Source organism: Lachnoclostridium sp. An138, assembly GCF_002160765.1.
Lineage (GTDB): Bacteria > Bacillota > Clostridia > Lachnospirales > Lachnospiraceae > Laedolimicola > Laedolimicola faecalis.
The window spans coordinates 317,161-335,694 of sequence record NZ_NFLF01000001.1; the positions used below are offsets into that span (position 1 = coordinate 317,161).

General features: G+C 51.9%; 14 protein-coding genes and 1 tRNA gene. 2 read left to right on the top strand and 13 right to left on the bottom strand.

From position 1 onward, the window contains the following. Positions 1-156 precede the first annotated feature (156 nt). Entirely contained in the window at positions 157-720 is a 564-nt protein-coding gene (locus B5E82_RS01420; protein ID WP_087305692.1) for a TetR/AcrR family transcriptional regulator, read from the top strand. A 1-nt stretch (position 721) separates the two neighbouring features. On the opposite strand, the gene B5E82_RS01425 is transcribed toward B5E82_RS01420, so the two are convergent. The 13 genes from B5E82_RS01425 to thyA all read right to left on the bottom strand — a co-directional run bounded on the left by B5E82_RS01425 (position 722) and on the right by thyA (position 18,126). Continuing rightward, on the bottom strand, positions 722-2,992 hold the full coding sequence (locus B5E82_RS01425; protein ID WP_087305554.1) for an ABC transporter permease: 2,271 nt from the start codon (positions 2,990-2,992) through the stop codon (positions 722-724). 5 nt (positions 2,993-2,997) lie between these two features. Further along, positions 2,998-3,678, bottom strand: coding sequence for an ABC transporter ATP-binding protein (locus tag B5E82_RS01430; RefSeq protein WP_087305556.1), 681 nt, complete (start codon positions 3,676-3,678; stop codon positions 2,998-3,000). A 149-nt stretch (positions 3,679-3,827) separates the two neighbouring features. Continuing rightward, positions 3,828-5,084 (bottom strand): sensor histidine kinase, encoded by a 1,257-nt coding sequence (locus B5E82_RS01435; RefSeq protein WP_087305558.1) that lies wholly within the window; start codon positions 5,082-5,084, stop codon positions 3,828-3,830. Next, entirely contained in the window at positions 5,081-5,767 is a 687-nt protein-coding gene (locus B5E82_RS01440) for a response regulator transcription factor (protein ID WP_087305560.1), read from the bottom strand. The genes B5E82_RS01435 and B5E82_RS01440 overlap by 4 nt, the downstream gene beginning before the upstream one ends. A gap of 4 nt (positions 5,768-5,771) precedes the next feature. Then, a complete protein-coding gene (locus B5E82_RS01445) occupies positions 5,772-6,776 on the bottom strand; it encodes an Rpn family recombination-promoting nuclease/putative transposase (protein ID WP_087305562.1) in 1,005 nt (334 codons plus the stop codon). 405 nt (positions 6,777-7,181) lie between these two features. Then, the gene (locus B5E82_RS01450; protein ID WP_087305564.1) at positions 7,182-7,778 is read right to left on the bottom strand and encodes a zinc dependent phospholipase C family protein; all 597 of its coding nucleotides are present in this window, start codon (positions 7,776-7,778) and stop codon (positions 7,182-7,184) included. Between the two features lie 244 nt (positions 7,779-8,022). Next, positions 8,023-8,532 carry a shikimate kinase gene (locus tag B5E82_RS01455; protein WP_087305693.1) on the bottom strand — a complete coding sequence of 170 codons (510 nt, stop codon included), beginning with the start codon at positions 8,530-8,532 and terminating at the stop codon, positions 8,023-8,025. 88 nt (positions 8,533-8,620) lie between these two features. Then, positions 8,621-13,147: a PolC-type DNA polymerase III gene (locus tag B5E82_RS01460; RefSeq protein ID WP_087305565.1), complete on the bottom strand. Its 4,527-nt coding sequence runs from the start codon at positions 13,145-13,147 to the stop codon at positions 8,621-8,623. A gap of 6 nt (positions 13,148-13,153) precedes the next feature. Beyond that, positions 13,154-14,209 carry a flavodoxin-dependent (E)-4-hydroxy-3-methylbut-2-enyl-diphosphate synthase gene (gene ispG / locus B5E82_RS01465; protein WP_087305567.1) on the bottom strand — a complete coding sequence of 352 codons (1,056 nt, stop codon included), beginning with the start codon at positions 14,207-14,209 and terminating at the stop codon, positions 13,154-13,156. Then, positions 14,206-15,405: an FtsW/RodA/SpoVE family cell cycle protein gene (locus B5E82_RS01470; protein WP_087305569.1), complete on the bottom strand. Its 1,200-nt coding sequence runs from the start codon at positions 15,403-15,405 to the stop codon at positions 14,206-14,208. Before B5E82_RS01470 ends, ispG begins: the two co-directional genes overlap by 4 nt. Positions 15,406-15,658: 253 nt before the next feature. Then, entirely contained in the window at positions 15,659-16,684 is a 1,026-nt protein-coding gene (locus B5E82_RS01475; RefSeq protein ID WP_087305571.1) for a branched-chain amino acid aminotransferase, read from the bottom strand. Between the two features lie 76 nt (positions 16,685-16,760). Continuing rightward, positions 16,761-17,261, bottom strand: a complete 501-nt coding sequence (locus B5E82_RS01480; protein ID WP_087305574.1) for a dihydrofolate reductase — start codon at positions 17,259-17,261, stop codon at positions 16,761-16,763. A gap of 16 nt (positions 17,262-17,277) precedes the next feature. Next, on the bottom strand, positions 17,278-18,126 hold the full coding sequence (thyA, locus tag B5E82_RS01485) for a thymidylate synthase (RefSeq protein WP_087305577.1): 849 nt from the start codon (positions 18,124-18,126) through the stop codon (positions 17,278-17,280). 288 nt (positions 18,127-18,414) lie between these two features. Here thyA and B5E82_RS01490 point away from each other — a divergent pair. Then, positions 18,415-18,487, top strand: a tRNA-Gly gene (locus B5E82_RS01490). Positions 18,488-18,534: the final 47 nt, after the last annotated feature.

Consider the following 18,534-nt stretch of genomic DNA (forward strand, 5'->3'; position numbering starts at 1 on the left):
TGAAATCTGCCGGCTGCAATGGATATTTTTTTCGCTCTGTTCTTTACAGAACAGATGGGGGAATCTGTACGGGAAAGGCAGAAAAGGGGAAGTCTCAAAACAGAGAGTCTAAAAACGACAGCCCAAAATCTAAGGGCCGCCGGGAAAGGAATGCATATGGACAGACGCCAGAAAAAGACAAGAGACGCTATATTTTCCGCGTTCAGCACTCTGCTTGCGGAAAAAAATTATAACCGGATCACCGTCCAGGAGATCATTGACAGGGCCGACGTAGGCCGCACCACCTTCTACGCTCACTTTGAGACAAAGGATGATCTGCTGAAAGAGCTGTGCGAAGAGCTCTTCGGGCATATTCTCGGCAGCGCAGCCGACTGCTCCCACACCCACGGCCTCTATTCGGACGGGACAGCACCGGAATCTGTATTCTGTCATCTCCTGCAGCACCTGCAGGAAAACGATTATAACATTCTCGGTCTGCTCTCCGGCGAAAGCAGCGAGATCTTTCTGCGCTATTTTAAAGACGGCCTGAACGAATTGATCCGCAAGCAGTTCATGCGGCCGGAGATGGGCAGGAAGTCCTCTGTTCCACAGGATTTTCTCATCAACCATGTCTCCGGAAGCTTTGTGGAAATGGTGCTCTGGTGGGTCCGGGGGCGTATGAGGCAGACTCCCCCGGAGCTTGACCGGTATTTCCGGGCTGTGATAGAACCCATCCTCTGACCTAGAAGGTCTCGTCCCTCAGCGCTTCCGCCAGATTCATCCGCATAAGCCGTCTGCCTCCCAGATAATAGGCCAGTCCCACAAAACCGAAGATAGCCAGCGCAAAGGCCAAAATGGGAAGCACCGGCGCCCGCGGCAGCAGAAGGGCCGGGTCGAGATAAGCTGCTCTCATAAACAGCATGGAACATGCCAGAAGCAGCGGGATACTGATCAGCACCGGACGTCCTGCCAGCACAAGGGCTTCCACACAGAACATCTTCCAGAGCTGTCCCGGCGTCATGCCGACGGACAGATAACGGGCCGCTTCCCGCCTGCGCTGCCAGGTAAAACTCAGCGTATTGGAAAAGACATTTCCCACGCCGATGACCGCCAGCAGGATGCAGAAGCCTCCGAGAATGGCGCGGATCGCGTCATTAGCCGCGTCGCTGGCATTCTTATCCTCAACTCTGTTTTCCGTCTCAATCTCAAAGCCCTCTCCCACAGCCTGAACCACTTCCGCTTCCAGGCGATTCAGTCTTTCCAGTGTAGGTCCTTCCTCTTCCGGAATCACTGTATAGGCATTTCCGGCATTGTCTCCTGCCAGTACACGGATGCTGGTGTCCTCTTCCGTTCCGCCGATCTGTTCTTCTATCCCGGCCCACAGTGATGCCGGAAGAACGTGTATCATTTCATAGTAATCCAGCGTCTGATATTCTTCCTGCATGACCGGCAATTCTTCCGCGTATCCCAGCACCGGGATCTCCGCCGCCGCAGACTCATTTCCAGAGCAGCGCAGGACGGTAGTCTTCTGCCCTTCCTCAAGATACGGGAAGAAGGTCCGTATCCGGAAATTCGGATCAGTATCGTCCCTGACCTGATTCAAAATCACGGCTCCATCGAGGCTCGGTTCTATGCCTGTGTGTCCACAGTATTCCAGAAAGCTTTCATCGTCCAGAATATAAACCGGCGCGTTGACCAGCCATCCTGCTTCCGTCTCCATCACATACCGCTCCGAAGCCCCCTCAAAGCCTCCTGCTTCCAGGAATTCATGACTCAGCTCTTCCTTCGTCACCCGCCGCTTTGCAGATGCCTTTTGATACACCATGACATCCCGTACATCCGGCAGGCTCTGCAAGGCTTCTGTACTTTCCAGCTCTCCGATATCCGTATTTTTTACGACAGCCATCACATCCCAGGAATTTCGAAAAGCGTCAAAATACGTCAGATCCGTGTTCAGCGTCATAACTGCAAACAGGCACTGCACAAACCCAAAGGCCAGAAATGACAGTGTCAATGAAAGGGTTGCCATGCGCAGAGCCTTTCTCTGTGCTCTCAGGGCATTTCCTGCCAGTTCTCCCTCCACGCCGAACAGAAGTTTCAGAATCCGGGCGTTTTTCCCCCTCTTCAGCCCCTTTTCCGCCGCGCCGCGCACAGCCTCCAGAGGTGTCAGGCGGCTCAATGCTCTGGCCGGCATCCAGGCAGAGAGAAACACGGTCACAAACGTGCCTGCAAACGCAAGGACAAGAATCGCCGGATGGAGCGAAAAGGGAACCTCCATACGCCCTTCTATGACACCGTCCGCAAAGGCATCCGTCCACGCGATCAGTCCCGCGCTTCCCAGGATGCCGAGCAGTATGCCTGACACAGCCGGCAGGGCACTCAAAGCAAACGCCTCTTTTAAAAGTCCTTTGCGGAGCTGCCCCGGCGCGGCTCCCACGCTGGCAAGAATGCCAAGCTCATGAATCTTGTCATTCATATAGACCGCATAGGCATGGCGTATAATCGTAATCAGAGAAAAGCAGGAAAGCACTCCTGCGGCAGCGAACACCACCAGAACCGCATAAGCATCCGCGGAATCCGGATTATCCGGATTTACTACAAAATACAGGTTCAGCAGTTCCTCATGGTAGGTGATATCCTCTTCCCTTAATCCCGCCAGGGAAGCGATACGCGGTAAATCTTCGTATGCAGAAGATACATCCTTCAAAAGAATATCAACCGTCTTCTCTTCTGCCGGCTCCTCACTATCCACCACCGCGTCTTCCACCACCACGCTCTCCACATTGGAATAGTTTTGAATCCTCTCCAGCGCCTCCTCGTCCAGCGCTCCTGTCAGGCGGGCATGGTAATTTCCATTTTCCGTCTGACAGCGCACCACATCATAATGCCAGACATTATAAAGCGTGCAGCAGAGAAGAACCAGAAAAAAAGCCGCCACAAAAGCCGCGATTCTCACAGAAAGACTGGACCCTCTGTTTTCTCTGATATGGTTTCTGATGAATCCCTTCCACATGCCTTTCACCCCCGTTTCCGGTCGCTTATTATGCGTCCATCTTCCAGAGTAACGACACGTTCTGTTTCCAGCGCCACTTTCTCATCATGAGTGATCAGCAGAATTGTCTGATTCAGATTTTTATTGGACAGCTTGAGCAGTTCCACGATTTCCTCTGAGTTTTTCCGATCCAGATTTCCTGTGGGTTCATCCGCCAGTACGATAGCGGGACGGTAGATAAGAGCTCTGGCAATCGCCGTCCTCTGCTGCTGTCCTCCGGAAAGCTGGCCGGGCAGTGCGTCCAGCCTGTCCGCAATTCCCAGCATCTTCACAATCTCGTCAAAGAACTCCTGGTTTGGCTTTCGTCTGTCCAGCGCCAGAGGCAGCAGAATATTTTTCCGCACTGTAAGAGTAGGAACCAGATTGTAGAACTGATAGACAATTCCCACCTTTCTGCGGCGGAACAGCGCCGCTTTCGCGGGTTTCATCAATGTGATATCTGTTCCCTCCACAAATACCCTTCCTTCCGTGGGTCTGTCTACACTTCCCAGAATATGAAGCAGTGTGGATTTTCCGGAGCCGGAAGCCCCCATCACAGCTGTAAACTCCCCCTTCTCCACAGACAGATCAATTCCGTCCAACGCCGCCACCTGGCCCGCGCCGGAACCATATATCTTTCTTACCCCTTCACACCTTAAAATCTCCACCTGTTTTCCTCCTTCTCTTCCCACATCTCAAAAGCGGCGGTAAATGCCGGTTCAGTATCTGACAGCGGAGAATCTTGTTCCCGCCCGCGGTGCTTTCTCTGAAGCCCGTTCCTGTTTTCAAAATCAGAATAACAGAATAAAGTGACAGGTCAGTGACTGTAGATGCGGATTTCAAAACAGGCTCCGCCTTCCAGTCGATTCCGGGCTGTAAGGCTGCCATTCTGCATCTCAAAGATTGAGCGGGCGAGGGCAAGACCTATTCCGGCGCTTCCCGGGACTGCGTTCTTCCCCCGGTAGAACCGCTCAAAAAGATGCGGAAGTTCCTCCGGCGCAAAACCAGCCCCCTGATCCCAGATCAGAATCTGCGCATAAAGAGGATTTTCAGAATAATCGCAGAAGACCCTGCCGCCTTCCGGGGCATGCTCCACACAGTTTTTCAGGAGATTCATCAATGCTTCCATCGTCCACTCCATATCTCCCTGGAATTCCGCGCAGCCCCGGTCCGGTATCTCTATCTGAACCCCCGCACGGTTTGAAATCTCCTGAAGATTCTCCGCTGCCAAACTCAGAACCGTATACACGTCCACAGCATCTTTCCTCAGTTCCAGCGTACCCGCGTCAATCTTTGACAGAGTAAGCAGGGCCTCTTCCAGCCGGCCAAGCCGTTCTATCTGTCTTCTGACCGACCCGGTATAAATGCTGCAGGAATCCGGCACATTTTTCTCCATAAGCTGCAAAGACAGATCTGCCGCTGTAAGGGGCGTCTTGAGCTGATGAGCAATATTGGCCAGATTATCCGCAAAGCTTTTCCGCGCCCCCACTGCCTCCTCTCTTGTCACATAAAGATTGGTGACCGTCTTGTAAATCTCATCCTGCAGAGCCGAGTATTCATCCTCCCTCTCCTGCACCAGAACTCCCGGTGCTCCTGTATTTACCTGCTCCAAGTACCGGGTCAGTTCCGCAATCCTTCCGTGCTTCCGCCCGGCAGAAATTCTGCCGCACAGGACAGATACAGCCAGTGCCAGGACTCCAACAGCCGCGGTCAGCAGAGACATGCCCTCAGCGGTTCCGCTCCCGAAGGCTCTGCTTTCATAGCCATAGCGGGCCAGGAAATTCTCTCCGGACAGACCCGGACCGAAAGAAGGGCCGGAAGAGAAAGACGGCTCCGCAGGATTCCATCCAGACAGACGGAAATCCGCGCTCGCCTGGAATTCTTTTACGGAACTTAAGAGCTCGTCCTCCAGATCAGGGTGCTTATCCAGCACGATACCGCAGAATGCAGAAATCTGATCATAGGCAGCTCTCTGATACAGCCCTTTCCACAAGACAGCCAAAAGCGCCAGACCCGCCAGAAATACAGCCGCCGGCAGCCAAAACAGTATCCTCTGTCTTTTTCTCTCTGTCATAAGGTCTCCTCCATCCGGTAACCGAAGCTGCGGATTGTCCGGATGCAGGCCGGATTCCCAAGCTTCTCCCGCAGACGCTTCATAGTAACCGTCAGCGTGTTGTCATTCACAAAATTTCCGCCGCTGTCCCAGATCTGCTCCAGAAGCCGGGCGCGGGTCACGGTTCTTCCTTTGTTTTCCATCAAAATCTGAAGGAGCTGATATTCCGGCTGGCTTAAGGCAACCTCTTTTCCGCCGCTGAAGACCCGCATGCGCTCCGCATCAAGCGTCAGACCGCCGCAGCACAGTTTTCCCCTTTCTCCCGTACCCGACGCCGTCTGTCCCGCCCGCCGAAGCAGGGCCTGGATTCTGGAATACAGAACCTCCAGTTCAAAGGGCTTAACCACATAGTCGTCCGCCCCATTTTCAAAACCACAGACAATATCCCTGGATTCCCCCCGCACTGTCAGGAAAATGAGCGGAAGGGCCGGCCACTGTTCCCGAATCCAGCGGCACAGCCCGTCCCCCTGGCCGTCCGGCATGTTCCAGTCCACGAGAACCAGATCCGGCCTTTCCTGCCGCAGCGCCGCTCTGGCCGTCTCCAGCAGGGAAAAAATCTCCACCTGACAGCCTTTCTGTTCCAGATATTCTTTTACAAACCGCGCGATCGCCGCGTCATCCTCTACATAATAAATCTTTGGCATTGCTTTATTTCTTCCATTTCCGCACAAATTCTTCCACCGAGCCGCTGCGGGCTGCCAGCCTATTGAATTCTTTCAGCTTTTCCAGATCCGTTTCCTCTAACAGGGCTGTCCTTACATCCTCCGGCACGGTTCCCTTCTCATCCAGCAGGCTTAAAACGGCTTCCGCCATTCCCTCAGCCACTCCCTCTGCTTTACTGTCCGCCATCAGTTCCCGCAATCCTTCACACATATTAATCCGTCCTTTCCCGCTTCCCACTTCCTGTTTCATCTTCCAGAGTTCCGGCTCATTGACATAATCCGCAAGCGCGTCAAATGTATCCTCTGCTATCGTTTCCTGCCCGCACAGGCTTCTGATATCAGCCAGAACTTTTTTATCTTTTGTATATTTAATGAACATCAGCATAAAACAGATATCCGGTGGGAATCTGCGAAGTTCCTCGTCCGGCGTATGACAGACATCCAGAATGTGTATTCTGTAATTCTCCACATACTTTTTTGCTTCTTCAGGCAGGTACTCCATCCTCAGAAGTCCGTGCAGATCTACGGGCCCATCCCAGGGACGTTCATTCAAATACAAAATCAGTGTAATCACAGGCGCAAACCTGTCTTCTTTTGTGATTCCTGTAAGAAATTCCCCGGACGTAATCCCTTTCAAATCCCTGTTTTCCCGATGCACGGCAGCCACCCGCTTCTTCTGATGAAGATATGACAGTACGTCCATATCCATTACCCGCAGAGGCATTGTATAATCTACTTCCTCCTGAAGTTCTGTGCCTATAAACAGCCGGACGTTCCATTCTCCTGCCTGCTTGAAAATGTCACGATACCGCTGACGATATTCCTTTTTCCCTGCGCCGCGCCCGCTCTTTTGCGAGGTTCTCCGGTCCGCATCAGAAATGTTCTCCGGGTTCAGATAATTTTTCCCATCGAAAATCCATCCGTTTACCAGCTCCGCAAAGCGCACGGGATTATTATAATACTCCACCAGCGGTTCTTCTTTTCTTCCCATTTGATATCCTCCTTCATTGTACATGGAATTAAAAAATGCCGCAACCATTCTTGCTTCGGAAGTTATCATTGGTATAAAATAGTTTTTGTTTCTTTTTCTGGAATCTGCGGAGAGAGATTCTCCATCCTGAATCAGCAGAACTGCATTTACAGAATATCACAGTATTTATGAAAATACCAGACTTTACACATGAAATTTACATCTTTATATTCCTGCTCCATCATATTGCATAAATTTATTCATCATTTTAACTACCTGTTAATTCGTAAAAATAATCCGCCATTCCCTGAAAGCAAAAACTGCCGCACAAAATGTGCAGCAGTCCCGTCCGGTTTTACCGGTTCTGTATTTTCCTATCTCGAAAAACACGAAACTTTCTTTTCCTTTTCAACTGACAGCCCCTGCCTACGCCAGGCACAGACGCTTCGTCATCTCAATACCCATAGCGCGGTTCACCAGGTTTAGAATCGCCTGTACCACCTGATGGCAGACGCGGACAATGAACTCACAGTCCTCCTTCACGCCGTGCTCTATTTTCAGGTACTCTGCATGGGCGCTGCGGATGAATGAGCATACCGCTTCCGGCGTCTCGAACTTTCTCACATCAATCCTTGTCCGGAAGGCCTCCCCGCTTCTCACGTACTCTACCAGACGAAGCTTCAGCTCCTTCTCGTACACGCAGTGTTCTTTGAAACCACCCTCATAAATCATATTATGCGGGAATGTAAAGTAGTCTGCAATATAATGAATGATCTCGCCCAGTCTTCTCATGAAGGCCCGCGCGTTGCGCAGGATAAGCTCTGCATCCAGCGACAAGTCACAGATGCGCTCCTTCACCATCTCAAAGGTCCCCTCAAACTCATGACGCTGAGTCAGGAAAGACGGCTTGCAGTCCGGAAGAATGCTTCCCAGATAAAACGCCTTCCGGTGATCGGTCATGACCGGAACCTCCATATCCTTCACAATATATTTCGCAAGTGAGATGTGCGATTTCTTTCTCAATACCTTAATCCTCCTCTATATGTCCGGATGTTCCGGCCCATATACATAAAACCCTTCTTCTTGCCACCTTTCTTATCATACTCTAAAAATGCCTCAGTTGTCCACAACTAACTTCGCCAATCATTTAGAAATTTTCACCTGTTTTTTCGCCTATTTTCATAAAAACACACAAAAAAACAGCCATGCAGGCGATTTACATAAGTTCTCCGCATGGCTGTCCTCTGAAACTTTACGTTTCTTTCACTTACAGATATTTTAAAATCTCTTTTCCGATTTCTTCCGGAGTCCGTCCGTCCGTGGCCGCCAGGACATCTGCCGCCGCTTCGTATTTCTCCATACGCCTGGAAAGAAGCTCCGAAATATATTCCACATCCTTGTGTCCTTCCAGAAGGGGGCGTTCATGGCTGTCCTTTACCCGATCCAGAATCGTCTCAGGCCGGGCAGTCAAAAACACAACGATGCCGCTTTTTTTCATTGCCTCCACATTGCAGGCACGAAGGGGGACACCCCCTCCGCAGGAGACAACGGTATTTTCCTTATCCGCAAGGGAAAGCAGAAGCTCCGTCTCCCGCTCCCGGAAATATTCTTCCCCGCGCAGGCGGAAGATCTCAGAGACCGGCATGCCTTCTTTCCGCTCGATCTCCTTATCCATCTCCAGCCAGTTCATTCCCTGCTGCCTGTGCAGGTATCTGGCAACGGTGCTTTTCCCCGCACCCATAAATCCAATTAAAAAAATATTCTTCTTTGACTGCATACGCGCTCTTTCTCCTTCTGTGCAGGCCAGCGTCTGTGTACCAAGGGACAATACGGTCAAAATGGCCGAATTTGCGCCGCCGCTGCCTTTATACAAAATCAAACAGCGAAAGCTGGTTGGACTCCGGCATATCGCCCAGAAGTCCCAGATCGCCCATCAGATCCACCACGGTTTTGGACAGCTTGCTTCGGGTCCTCAGATCATCTTTTGAGAGGAAGGGGCCGTCCCCCGCCGCCTCGTAGAGCTGGTCTGCCGCCTTGTCTCCCAGGCCTTCGATGGTACTTAAGGCCGGCATCAGCTTTCCGTCTATAATCTGGAAATGATGGGCCTTCGCCCGGTAAATATCGATGGGCCAGAACTCAAAGCCGCGGGCATACATTTCCTGTACGATATGCATATCCTTCATCGTGTCCTGCTCCTTCTTGGACAGGGAATCGCTGCGCCGTTTATAATCCGCCATATAGTAAGCCAGGCGCTCCTTTCCCTGGCACATCAGCTCGTAGCTGAACGCAGACGCGCGGATACTGAAATAAGCCGCATAGTAAGCCAGCGGATAGTTGATCTTACAGTAGGCAATTCGCCAGGCCATCATTACGTAGGCCGCTGCGTGGGCCTTCGGGAACATGTACTTAATCAGGGTACAGGACTCGATATACCAGTCCTCCACTCCTGCCGCCTTCATGGCCTCGATCCACTCCGGCTTCAGGCCCTTGCCCTTTCGCACGCTCTCCATGATGGTAAAGGAAAGACTCGGCTCCACGCCCATCTGAATCAGGTAGAGCATGATATCGTCACGGGTACAGATGGCAGTGGAAATTGTCGCCTTGCCCTCTTTAATGAAGCGCTGGGCATTATTCAGCCACACGTCCGTACCATGGGACAGACCGGAAATTCGGATCAGGTCCGAGAAGGACTGGGGCTTTGCGTCCACCACCATCTGAATTACAAAATCCGTACCGAACTCCGGAATTCCAAGGCAGCCCAGGGGGCAGCCGTCGATATCCTCCGGCGTGATTCCCAGCGCCTCTGTGCTCTTAAACAGGGACATGACGCCCGGATCATCCAGCGGAATCGTCTTTGCGTCAATCCCGGTCAAATCCTCCAGCATACGAATCATGGTCGGATCATCGTGCCCGAGGATATCGAGCTTCAGGAGGTTGTGATCGATGGAGTGATAGTCAAAATGCGTCGTGATAATGTCCGTGGTCATATCGTTGGCCGGATGCTGAATCGGCGTAAAGGAATGGATTTCCTCGCCGTGGGGCAGCACCACGATACCGCCCGGATGCTGGCCTGTGGAACGGCGCACACCTACACAGCCCTGCACGATCCGGTCGATCTCACAGTTCCGTTTGTGCTGGCCTCTTTCCTCGTAATAATTCTTCACATAGCCGAAGGCCGTCTTGTCCGCCAGCGTGCCGATGGTTCCGGCCCGGAAGGTCTGTCCCTTTCCAAAAATCACCTCGGTGTATTTGTGGGCCTTGGACTGATAATCGCCGGAAAAGTTCAGGTCGATATCCGGCTCCTTGTCTCCCTTGAATCCCAGGAAGGTCTCAAACGGAATATCAAAGCCTTCCTTTTTCAGCGGCGTCCCGCAGACCGGGCAGGCCTTGTCCGTCATGTCACAGCCGGCTGCTCCCGCATATTTCCGGACTTCCTCCGACTCAAAGTCGCTGTAATGGCAGGAAGGGCAGTAATAATGGGGCGGCAGGGGATTGACCTCTGTGATTCCGGCCATGGTCGCCACAAAGGAGGAACCTACGGAACCACGGGAACCCACCAGATAACCGTCATCATTGGATTTCCACACCAGCTTCTGGGCAATGATATACATGACCGCGAATCCATTGGAGATAATGGAATGAAGCTCCTTCTCCAGACGCGTGGTTACCACCTCAGGAAGCTCTTCTCCGTAAATGGAATGGGCCTTTTCATAGCAGATATCACGCAGGGTCTGATCCGAATTTTCGATGACAGGCGGACACTTATCCGGGCGAACCGGAGAAATCCGCTCAATCATATCCGCGATCTTATTTGTATTTCCGACCACGACCTCCCAGGCCTTATCGCTTCCCAGGTATTCAAATTCCGCCAGCATCTCCTCCGTCGTACGAAGATAGAGGGGCGCCTGATCGTCCGCATCCTTAAAGCCCTTCCCGGCCATGATGATCCGGCGGTACACCTCGTCCTCCGGATTCAGGAAATGCACGTCACAGGTGGCCACCACAGGCTTGTTAAACTGCTCGCCGAGAGAAACTATCTTTTTATTCAGCCGGATCAGATCATCCTTGGATTCAAAAGTGGGACGCTCTCCCCGCAGCATGAACTCATTGTTTCCCAGAGGCTGAATCTCCAGATAATCATAGAAATTCACCAGTCTCGCAATCTCTTCCTCCGGCGCGGAACGCACCAGAGCCTGATAGAGCTCTCCGGCCTCGCAGGCGGAACCGATGATCAGTCCCTCCCGGTGCTTCTGAAGAACGCTTTTCGGGATTCTGGGCACTCTCGCAAAATAATCCAGATGGGACCAGGAAACCATGCGGTAAAGGTTCACCCGTCCAATCTCGTTTTTCGCCAGAATAATCACATGGTGGCTTGGCAGCTTCTTGATGGCCTCCTTATCCAGGGTGCTCATCTGGTTTACGCCGTCCAGATCCGTGATATCCCTGTCTTTCAGCATCTGCACGAACTTTACGAAAATCTCTGCCGTACAGCCTGCATCGTCCACAGCCCGGTGATGGTTCTCCAGCGAAACATTCAGGGCTTTCGCCACCGTATCCAGCTTATAGCGGTTCAGCTGCGGCAGCAGCACACGGGCCAGGGCCACCGTATCCACCACCGTAAAGGCGCAGGGAAGCCCCTGGCGCTCGCTGTTCTTCCGGATAAAGCTCATATCAAAACCGGCATTGTGGGCCACCATGACGGCTCCCTCGCAGAACTTCAGAAACCGGGGCAGAATCTCCTCAATCGTGGGCTCTCCCATGACCATCTCGTCATTGATGCCGGTCAGCTTCTCGATCTCAAAAGGAATCGGCGTCTGCGGATTCACAAAAACGCTGAATTTATCCGTGATCTGGCCTTTTTCCACACGGACGGCTCCGATCTCGATAATCCGGTCATTCTCCGCGCTGAAGCCTGTGGTCTCGATATCAAAGACCACGTAAGGGTCATCCAGGCTCTGGCCTCTGGCGTCCTCCACGATATCCTTCATATCGTCTACCAGATAGCCCTCCAGGCCGTAGATCACCTTAAACGAATCTCCCTTATCCAGACTGTGGCTGGCATCCGGATACGCCTGCACCACGCCGTGATCCGTCACGGCAATGGCCTTATGTCCCCAGGACTTTGCCCGTTTGATAATGTCCTTCACGTCGGAGACGCCGTCCATATCGCTCATTTTCGTGTGGCAGTGAAGCTCCACTCTTTTCATCTCGCTGTTGTCCATCCGGGGGGTACGGAAATCGGAGGACTTCTTGATACCTGTGACAGAGCCTATGGTCAGCTCATTGTCAAACCGGTCCTGGGCAGACAGTCCCTTAATGCGCACAAACGCTCCTTTTTTGACTTTTTCCTGCAGATTTGCAAGCTCCTCCGCGTCCCTTGCGAAAAGCTTCACCCGGATGGTATCCGTGTAATCCGTCACGGTGAGCGTGACAATCGTCCTTCCTCCCCGGATTTCCCGCTCGTCCCAGCCTGTGATCTGTCCATGAATTACGACCTCGCCCATCTCACCCACCAGCTGCACCAGATCTAGTATCTCAGAATCGTCAAAATCACGGCCGAACAACACGTCCGGATTATTGCTTTTTCCGCTGCGGAAACGGGCATTCGGGCTCTTTAAATGCTTTCCATACGCGTATTCGCTCTGTCCAAAGCTTCCATAGCCCTTCTTTTCTCCGGATTTTTTCGGAGCCTCTTTTTTCTGAGCCCCTGTCTGCTTTGCTCCTTCTGCCTTCTTCTGCGCCCGGACAGAAGCCTCTTCCGGCTGCCCTTCTGCCGCTGCGTCCCCATTCTGACCCGCGGTCTGCTGAAACTGGATCATCGTCTCGATCAGCCTTGCCGCCTGCCTGTCGATGTCAATCCGGCCTTTCTTCTTTTTCTCGTCATCCTCACGATCCACGAACTCTGTCTGAATCCGCAGATCCATGCCGCACCGCTCCGTAAAGATCTTATAGAGCACCCGGATCAGCTCATCAGCCGCATCCTCTCCCAGCGTGGTCTTCTGAAGCTCCATCCGCATGACATGCTCCTCCGGAAAGGAAATCTTCGCTCCCCGGAACAGATTATACTCCAGAATGCTGTAATGCTTCAGCTCATAAAGAATGCTGTCCTTATAAAGCTCCAGAAGCTTTTCCGGCGTATACTGGCCCGAAAGCTCATAGCGCTCCAGAATTTTCAGTTCTACCTCTGTTCTGCCAAACAGCTGCTTTTTCAAAACGCGCTCAAGATGAAAAAGCTGCTCCTTATGGATCAGCTTTCCACTTACAAGATAGACCCGTATGAAATTTTTCGCCCGGTTTGAGGTCACCTTTTCCACCCGCACCTGGCCAAGCAGGTCCAGAAGTCCCTGCTCCAGGTCAAGGGGCGGAAATACCTCCGCGAACATTTTGGTCATATAGATTTACTCCTCATTCCAATGCAGCAGTTCATAGCGCAGGGCGTCCAGAAGCTCGTTCTCCGGAAGCTTCTTTACAATCTCGCCTTTCTTAATCAGAAGACCTGTTCCCACGCCTCCGGCAATGCCGATATCCGCTTCCTTTGCCTCTCCGGGGCCGTTCACCACACAGCCCATGACAGCTACCTTAATATCCAGCGGGATATCCTCTACCATGCGCTCCACCCGGTTTGCAAGACCGATCAGATCGATCTGCGTCCGTCCGCAAGTGGGACATGACACCACCTCAATGCCTCCTTTGCGCAGCCCCAGCGTCTTGAGAATCCGTTTTGCGGAGCGCACTTCCTCCAGCGGATCGCCGGTGAGGGATACCCGAATCGTATCGCCGATTCCCTGATAAAGAATGATTCCAAGGCCCACCGCAGACTTGATATTTCCGGAAAACAGGGTTCCCGCCTCTGTGATGCCCACGTGGAGAGGATAATCCGTCTTATCCGCAATCAGCTCATGAGCCCGGGCGCACATCAGCACATCCGAGGATTTGATGCTGATCACCAGCTGATCATATCCCATGTCCTCGATGAGATGCACCTTGTCGAGGGCACTCTCCACGATTCCTTCCGCCGTGACCCCATGGTATTTCTCCACAAGCTCCTTTTCCAGAGAACCGCTGTTCACGCCCACCCGGATCGGAATCTGGCGCTCCTTTGCCACATCAACGACTGCCTGTACTCTGTCCCGGCTTCCGATATTTCCCGGATTGATGCGGATCTTGTCCGCTCCGTGTTCCATGGCGGCAATGGCCAGACGGTAATCAAAATGAATATCCGCCACCAGCGGGATCGTAATCTGCTTTTTAATCTCCGACAGCGCCTCCGCCGCTTCCATCGTCGGCACCGCGCAGCGGATAATATCACAGCCTGCAGCCGTCAGCGCCTGAATCTGCTCCACAGTCGTCTTTACATCTTCTGTCTTCGTGTTTGTCATGGACTGAATCAGCACCGGATTTCCTCCGCCGATAACTCTGTCCCCGATTCGGATTACCTTTGTATATTCTCTCATTCCAGTCTGGCCTCCCTCATTTCCCGCTCTCTCTTAAAGCGGCTTTCTTTTTCCACATTCAGTACCATTCCAATCTCCACCAGGAGAAATACGGTAGCCGTCCCTCCATAACTGAAGAAAGGCAGAGTCACGCCTGTCGTGGGAAACAGGCTGGTCACCACCATCAGATTCAGAATCACCTGCAGGGCCACATGGGAAAAGACCCCGATAGTCAGCAGCCTTCCGAACAGATCCTCGGCCTGCTGGGCCACGCTGTAAAGCCGGTACAGCAGGTAGATAAACATCAGAATCACCAGGCCGGCCCCGAAGATTCCCAGCTCCTCGCAGACAATCGCAAAAATCATATCGTTATATGCCTCAGGAATCGCTCCCAGCTTCTGGATGCTGTTCCCCAGCCCTTTTCCGAAAAGGCCGCCGGAACCGATGGCATACAGAGCCTGAAGGGACTGATAAGCCTTGTCCGACTCATAGGAATAGGGGTCCAGCCAGGCCTGAATCCGGGCGATACGGAAGGCCGAATCCGAATCCGCATATTCCATCGTATAGTAGATAACCCCCACCACAAAGACGGCTCCCACAGCCGCCATAATGACAAAGGGATAATATTTCGGGTACACCATAAAGGCCATCAGAAAGCTGATGCCAAACACGATCACTGCCGTACTCATGTTGTCACTGATCAGCAGAATCATCACCGAAATGACTGCTGTCGGAATCATGACCTTAATAAAGGTAAGCAGGTTATTCAGCGCCGACGCGAATTTGCAGATAAAGGCGGCTGAGAAAATGATCATAGCCACCTTCACTGGCTCTGCCACCTGAAACCGCCCCAGTCCCGGAATGGTCAGCCACCTTGTCGCTCCATTGGCGCTGTAACCGAGTCCCGGAACCAGCAGGAGCAGAATCAGCACTGCAGATCCAAAAAAACCCAGCACCGCGAAATACCGCCAGGTCCGGTAATTGATATTAGCCACCAGAAGCATTACAACCAGTCCCACGATGCTGTATTTCAGCTGGCTCTTCAGAAGGAATGTGGGATCGTAATTGTAGGACTCCCTTATGCTGGCCGTATAATAGCTGGCGCTGTATATCATAATAAGGCCGAAGACAATCAGAAAAATGACTGCCACGATCAGGTTCGTATCATAACTGAGCAGATAAGAGAGTATTCTTCTCTTCTTTCCTCTGTTTGCCATTCTCTTCCTCCGAAAATCTGTACATACCTTCAGACTGCGTAACCGTTCCATCCCTTCACAGTTACCAGGCTACTTACCATTATACGTTTTTACTGTCCGGTCTGCAAGATCGTAAATCAGACAAAATACCCCGAAGGAAGCAAAGGCTGCCGCAAATCCGCGTCCCTCTGCCTGCTGCGGGGTATTTTACATACTTTTTTTCCTGAGACGTCTTAAGCGCTTCCGGACCAGTCAAATCCGCCGGACAACCCTGTTACTCCACTACGTGTATCCAGCCTTCCGGAGCCTGGATGCGTCCCATCTGGATTCCGGTCAGAGTATCATACAGCTTCTGGATCACCGGTCCCATCTTCTCCATGCCGCTGGGCATGCAGATCTCTTTGCCGTGATCCACGATCTTTCCTACCGGAGAGATGACAGCCGCGGTTCCGCACAGTCCGCATTCTGCGAAATCCTTCACCTCATCGAAGAATACCTCTCTCTCCTCTACCTCCAGACCCAGATACTCTCTTGCCACATAGATCAGAGAGCGGCGGGTGATGGACGGCAGGATGCTGTTCGACCTGGGAGTCACGACCTTATTGTCCTTCGTCACAAACAGGAAGTTGGCTCCGCCTGTCTCCTCTACCTTCGTTCTGGTAGCAGCGTCCAGGTACATATTCTCATCAAAGCCGTTGCGGTGGGCTTCCATAATCGCGTGCATGCTCATGGCATAGTTCAGGCCTGCCTTGATATGGCCTGTGCCGTGGGGCGCCGCCCGGTCAAAGTCAGATACACAGATGGTAATCGGCTTTGCGCCGCCCTTGAAGTAGGGGCCTACCGGAGTACAGAACATACGGAACTGATACTCGTCCGCAGGCTTCACGCCAATGACAGGATTGGTTCCGAACAGATACGGACGGATATACAGGGTCGCTCCTGTGCCGTAGGGCGGTACATAGGCAGCGTTCGCCTTTACTACCTGTGTCACAGCGTCAATAAAACGCTCCTTCGGAAATACAGGCATCTCCAGACGCTTCGCGGACTGCTCCAGACGCTCTGCGTTCAGATCCGGACGGAAGGTCACGATATGACCGTCTTCTGTCGTGTAAGCTTTCAGACCTTCAAACACGGTCTGCGCATACTGCAGCACGCCGGCGCACTCATTAATCACTACAGTGGCGTCATCGGTCAGTCCGCCTTCATCCCAGGCTCCGTTCTTATAATTGGATACATACCGCTTGTCCGTCTGGATATAGCCGAATCCAAGGTTTGCCCAGTCAATATTCTTTTTCTCCATAACCTGTCTCCTCCTAAAATCTGCCGTCTGCCGGCGGCTTTTGTCTCATTATAGATCACTTTTTTTCATTGCGCAATCAGAAATCCTTTTTCTTCCGCTCGTATCGGCAGAAGGTAAACTCCAGGTCAAAATAGGTCTTTTCCTCACTCTGGCCTGTCAGCTCCCACTCCGGATCTTCGTCCAGATTGGGGAACCAGGCATCCGCGTCGTAAGCATGCTCCGTCCGCGTCACATGAGCCACGTCGCAGAAGGGCAGGAACTGCCTGTAAATGGTATCCCCTCCGATGATATAGATATCTTCGGAAGGGTATTTTTTCAATTCCTCCAGAGTCTCCTCCACGGAATGGCAGACTACGGCATCCTTCACTGTAAAATCTTCATTGCGGGTCAGAATGATATTCGTTCTGTTCTTTAAAGGCAGACCTCCCGGAAAGGTCGCAAGGGTCTTTCGTCCCAGAACCACCACCTTCCCCGTAGTCTCTGAACGGAAAAACTTCATATCCTCCGGAATGCTCACAAGCAGCTTTCCCTTATAGCCGATAGCCCAGTTTTTGTCCACATTTACAATCAGATTCATCTTCGTCTCTTCTCCTTTACACTGCAATTGGAATATTTTTAATCTGCGGTCCCGTCACGTAGTCTTCCACGATCAGATCCTGCGTGGTAAACTGATAGAAATCTTTCACCTCCGGATTCAGCGAAACCCTGGGCGCCGGATACGCAGGACGGGAAATCAGTTCTTTGATGATATCCACATGCCTGTCGTAAATATGCGCGTCCGCAATCACATGCACCAGCTCTCCGGGCACCATACCGCTGACCTGCGCCACCATCATCAGCAGAATCGCGTACTGGCACACATTCCAGTTGTTGGCCGCCAGCACATCCTGGGAGCGCTGGTTCAGAATCATGTTCAGGACCAGCCGGTCTTCTCCCGGACGCTTCGTCACATTATAAGTCACGCTGTAGGCGCAGGGATAGAGGTGCATCTCACTCAAATCCGCGAACACATAAGTATTCGTCATAATCCGGCGGCTGTAGGGATTCTGCTTCAGGTCAAAGAGCACCCGGTCCATCTGGTCCATATCGCCCTCTTTATAATGACTCTTCACTCCGATCTGATAGCCGTAGGCCTTTCCGATGGAACCTGTCTCGTCCGCCCATTCGTCCCAGATATGGCTGTTCAGATCATGAATATTGTTCGATTTTTTCTGATAAATCCACAGAATCTCGTCCATACAGCTCTTAAGCCCTGTTCTGCGCAGGGTCAGAGCCGGAAATTCTTTTGAGAGATCGTAACGGTTCACCACGCCAAACCGTTTGATCGTATAGGCAAAGCTTCCATCCTCCCATTTTGGACGCACCTTTTCTCCTTCTGTGCTGGTTCCGTTTTCAATAATGTCCCGGCACATGTCTATAAATATCTGATCCGCATAGCTCATTTCCCTTCAAGCCTCCCCATTTATATTTTTCTAATTACTTTCTTACGGCCTCATCTGCAAGGAATCCCATCTGCACTGCATAACTGCCTTCTTTCCATTATAGGGAATTCCGGGCATATTTACAAGACGAAATACTTCCTAGAATTTCTGTAAATATCAGGATAATATTTGCAGAAAAAATTTTTTAAATTTTTTTAGAAAAACTGTTGACAAATGAATCCATTTCATGTATTATACAACATGTCGCTGATGCAAAACAGCAAGACACAAGAGAAAATAACAGAATATGCGATAGTGGCGTAGTTGGTAACGCGCGACCTTGCCAAGGTCGAGACCGCGGGTTCGAGTCCCGTCTATCGCTCTCAAAAACCTCTGAGTTTCAGAGGTTTTTTCATATCTGAAAATTCC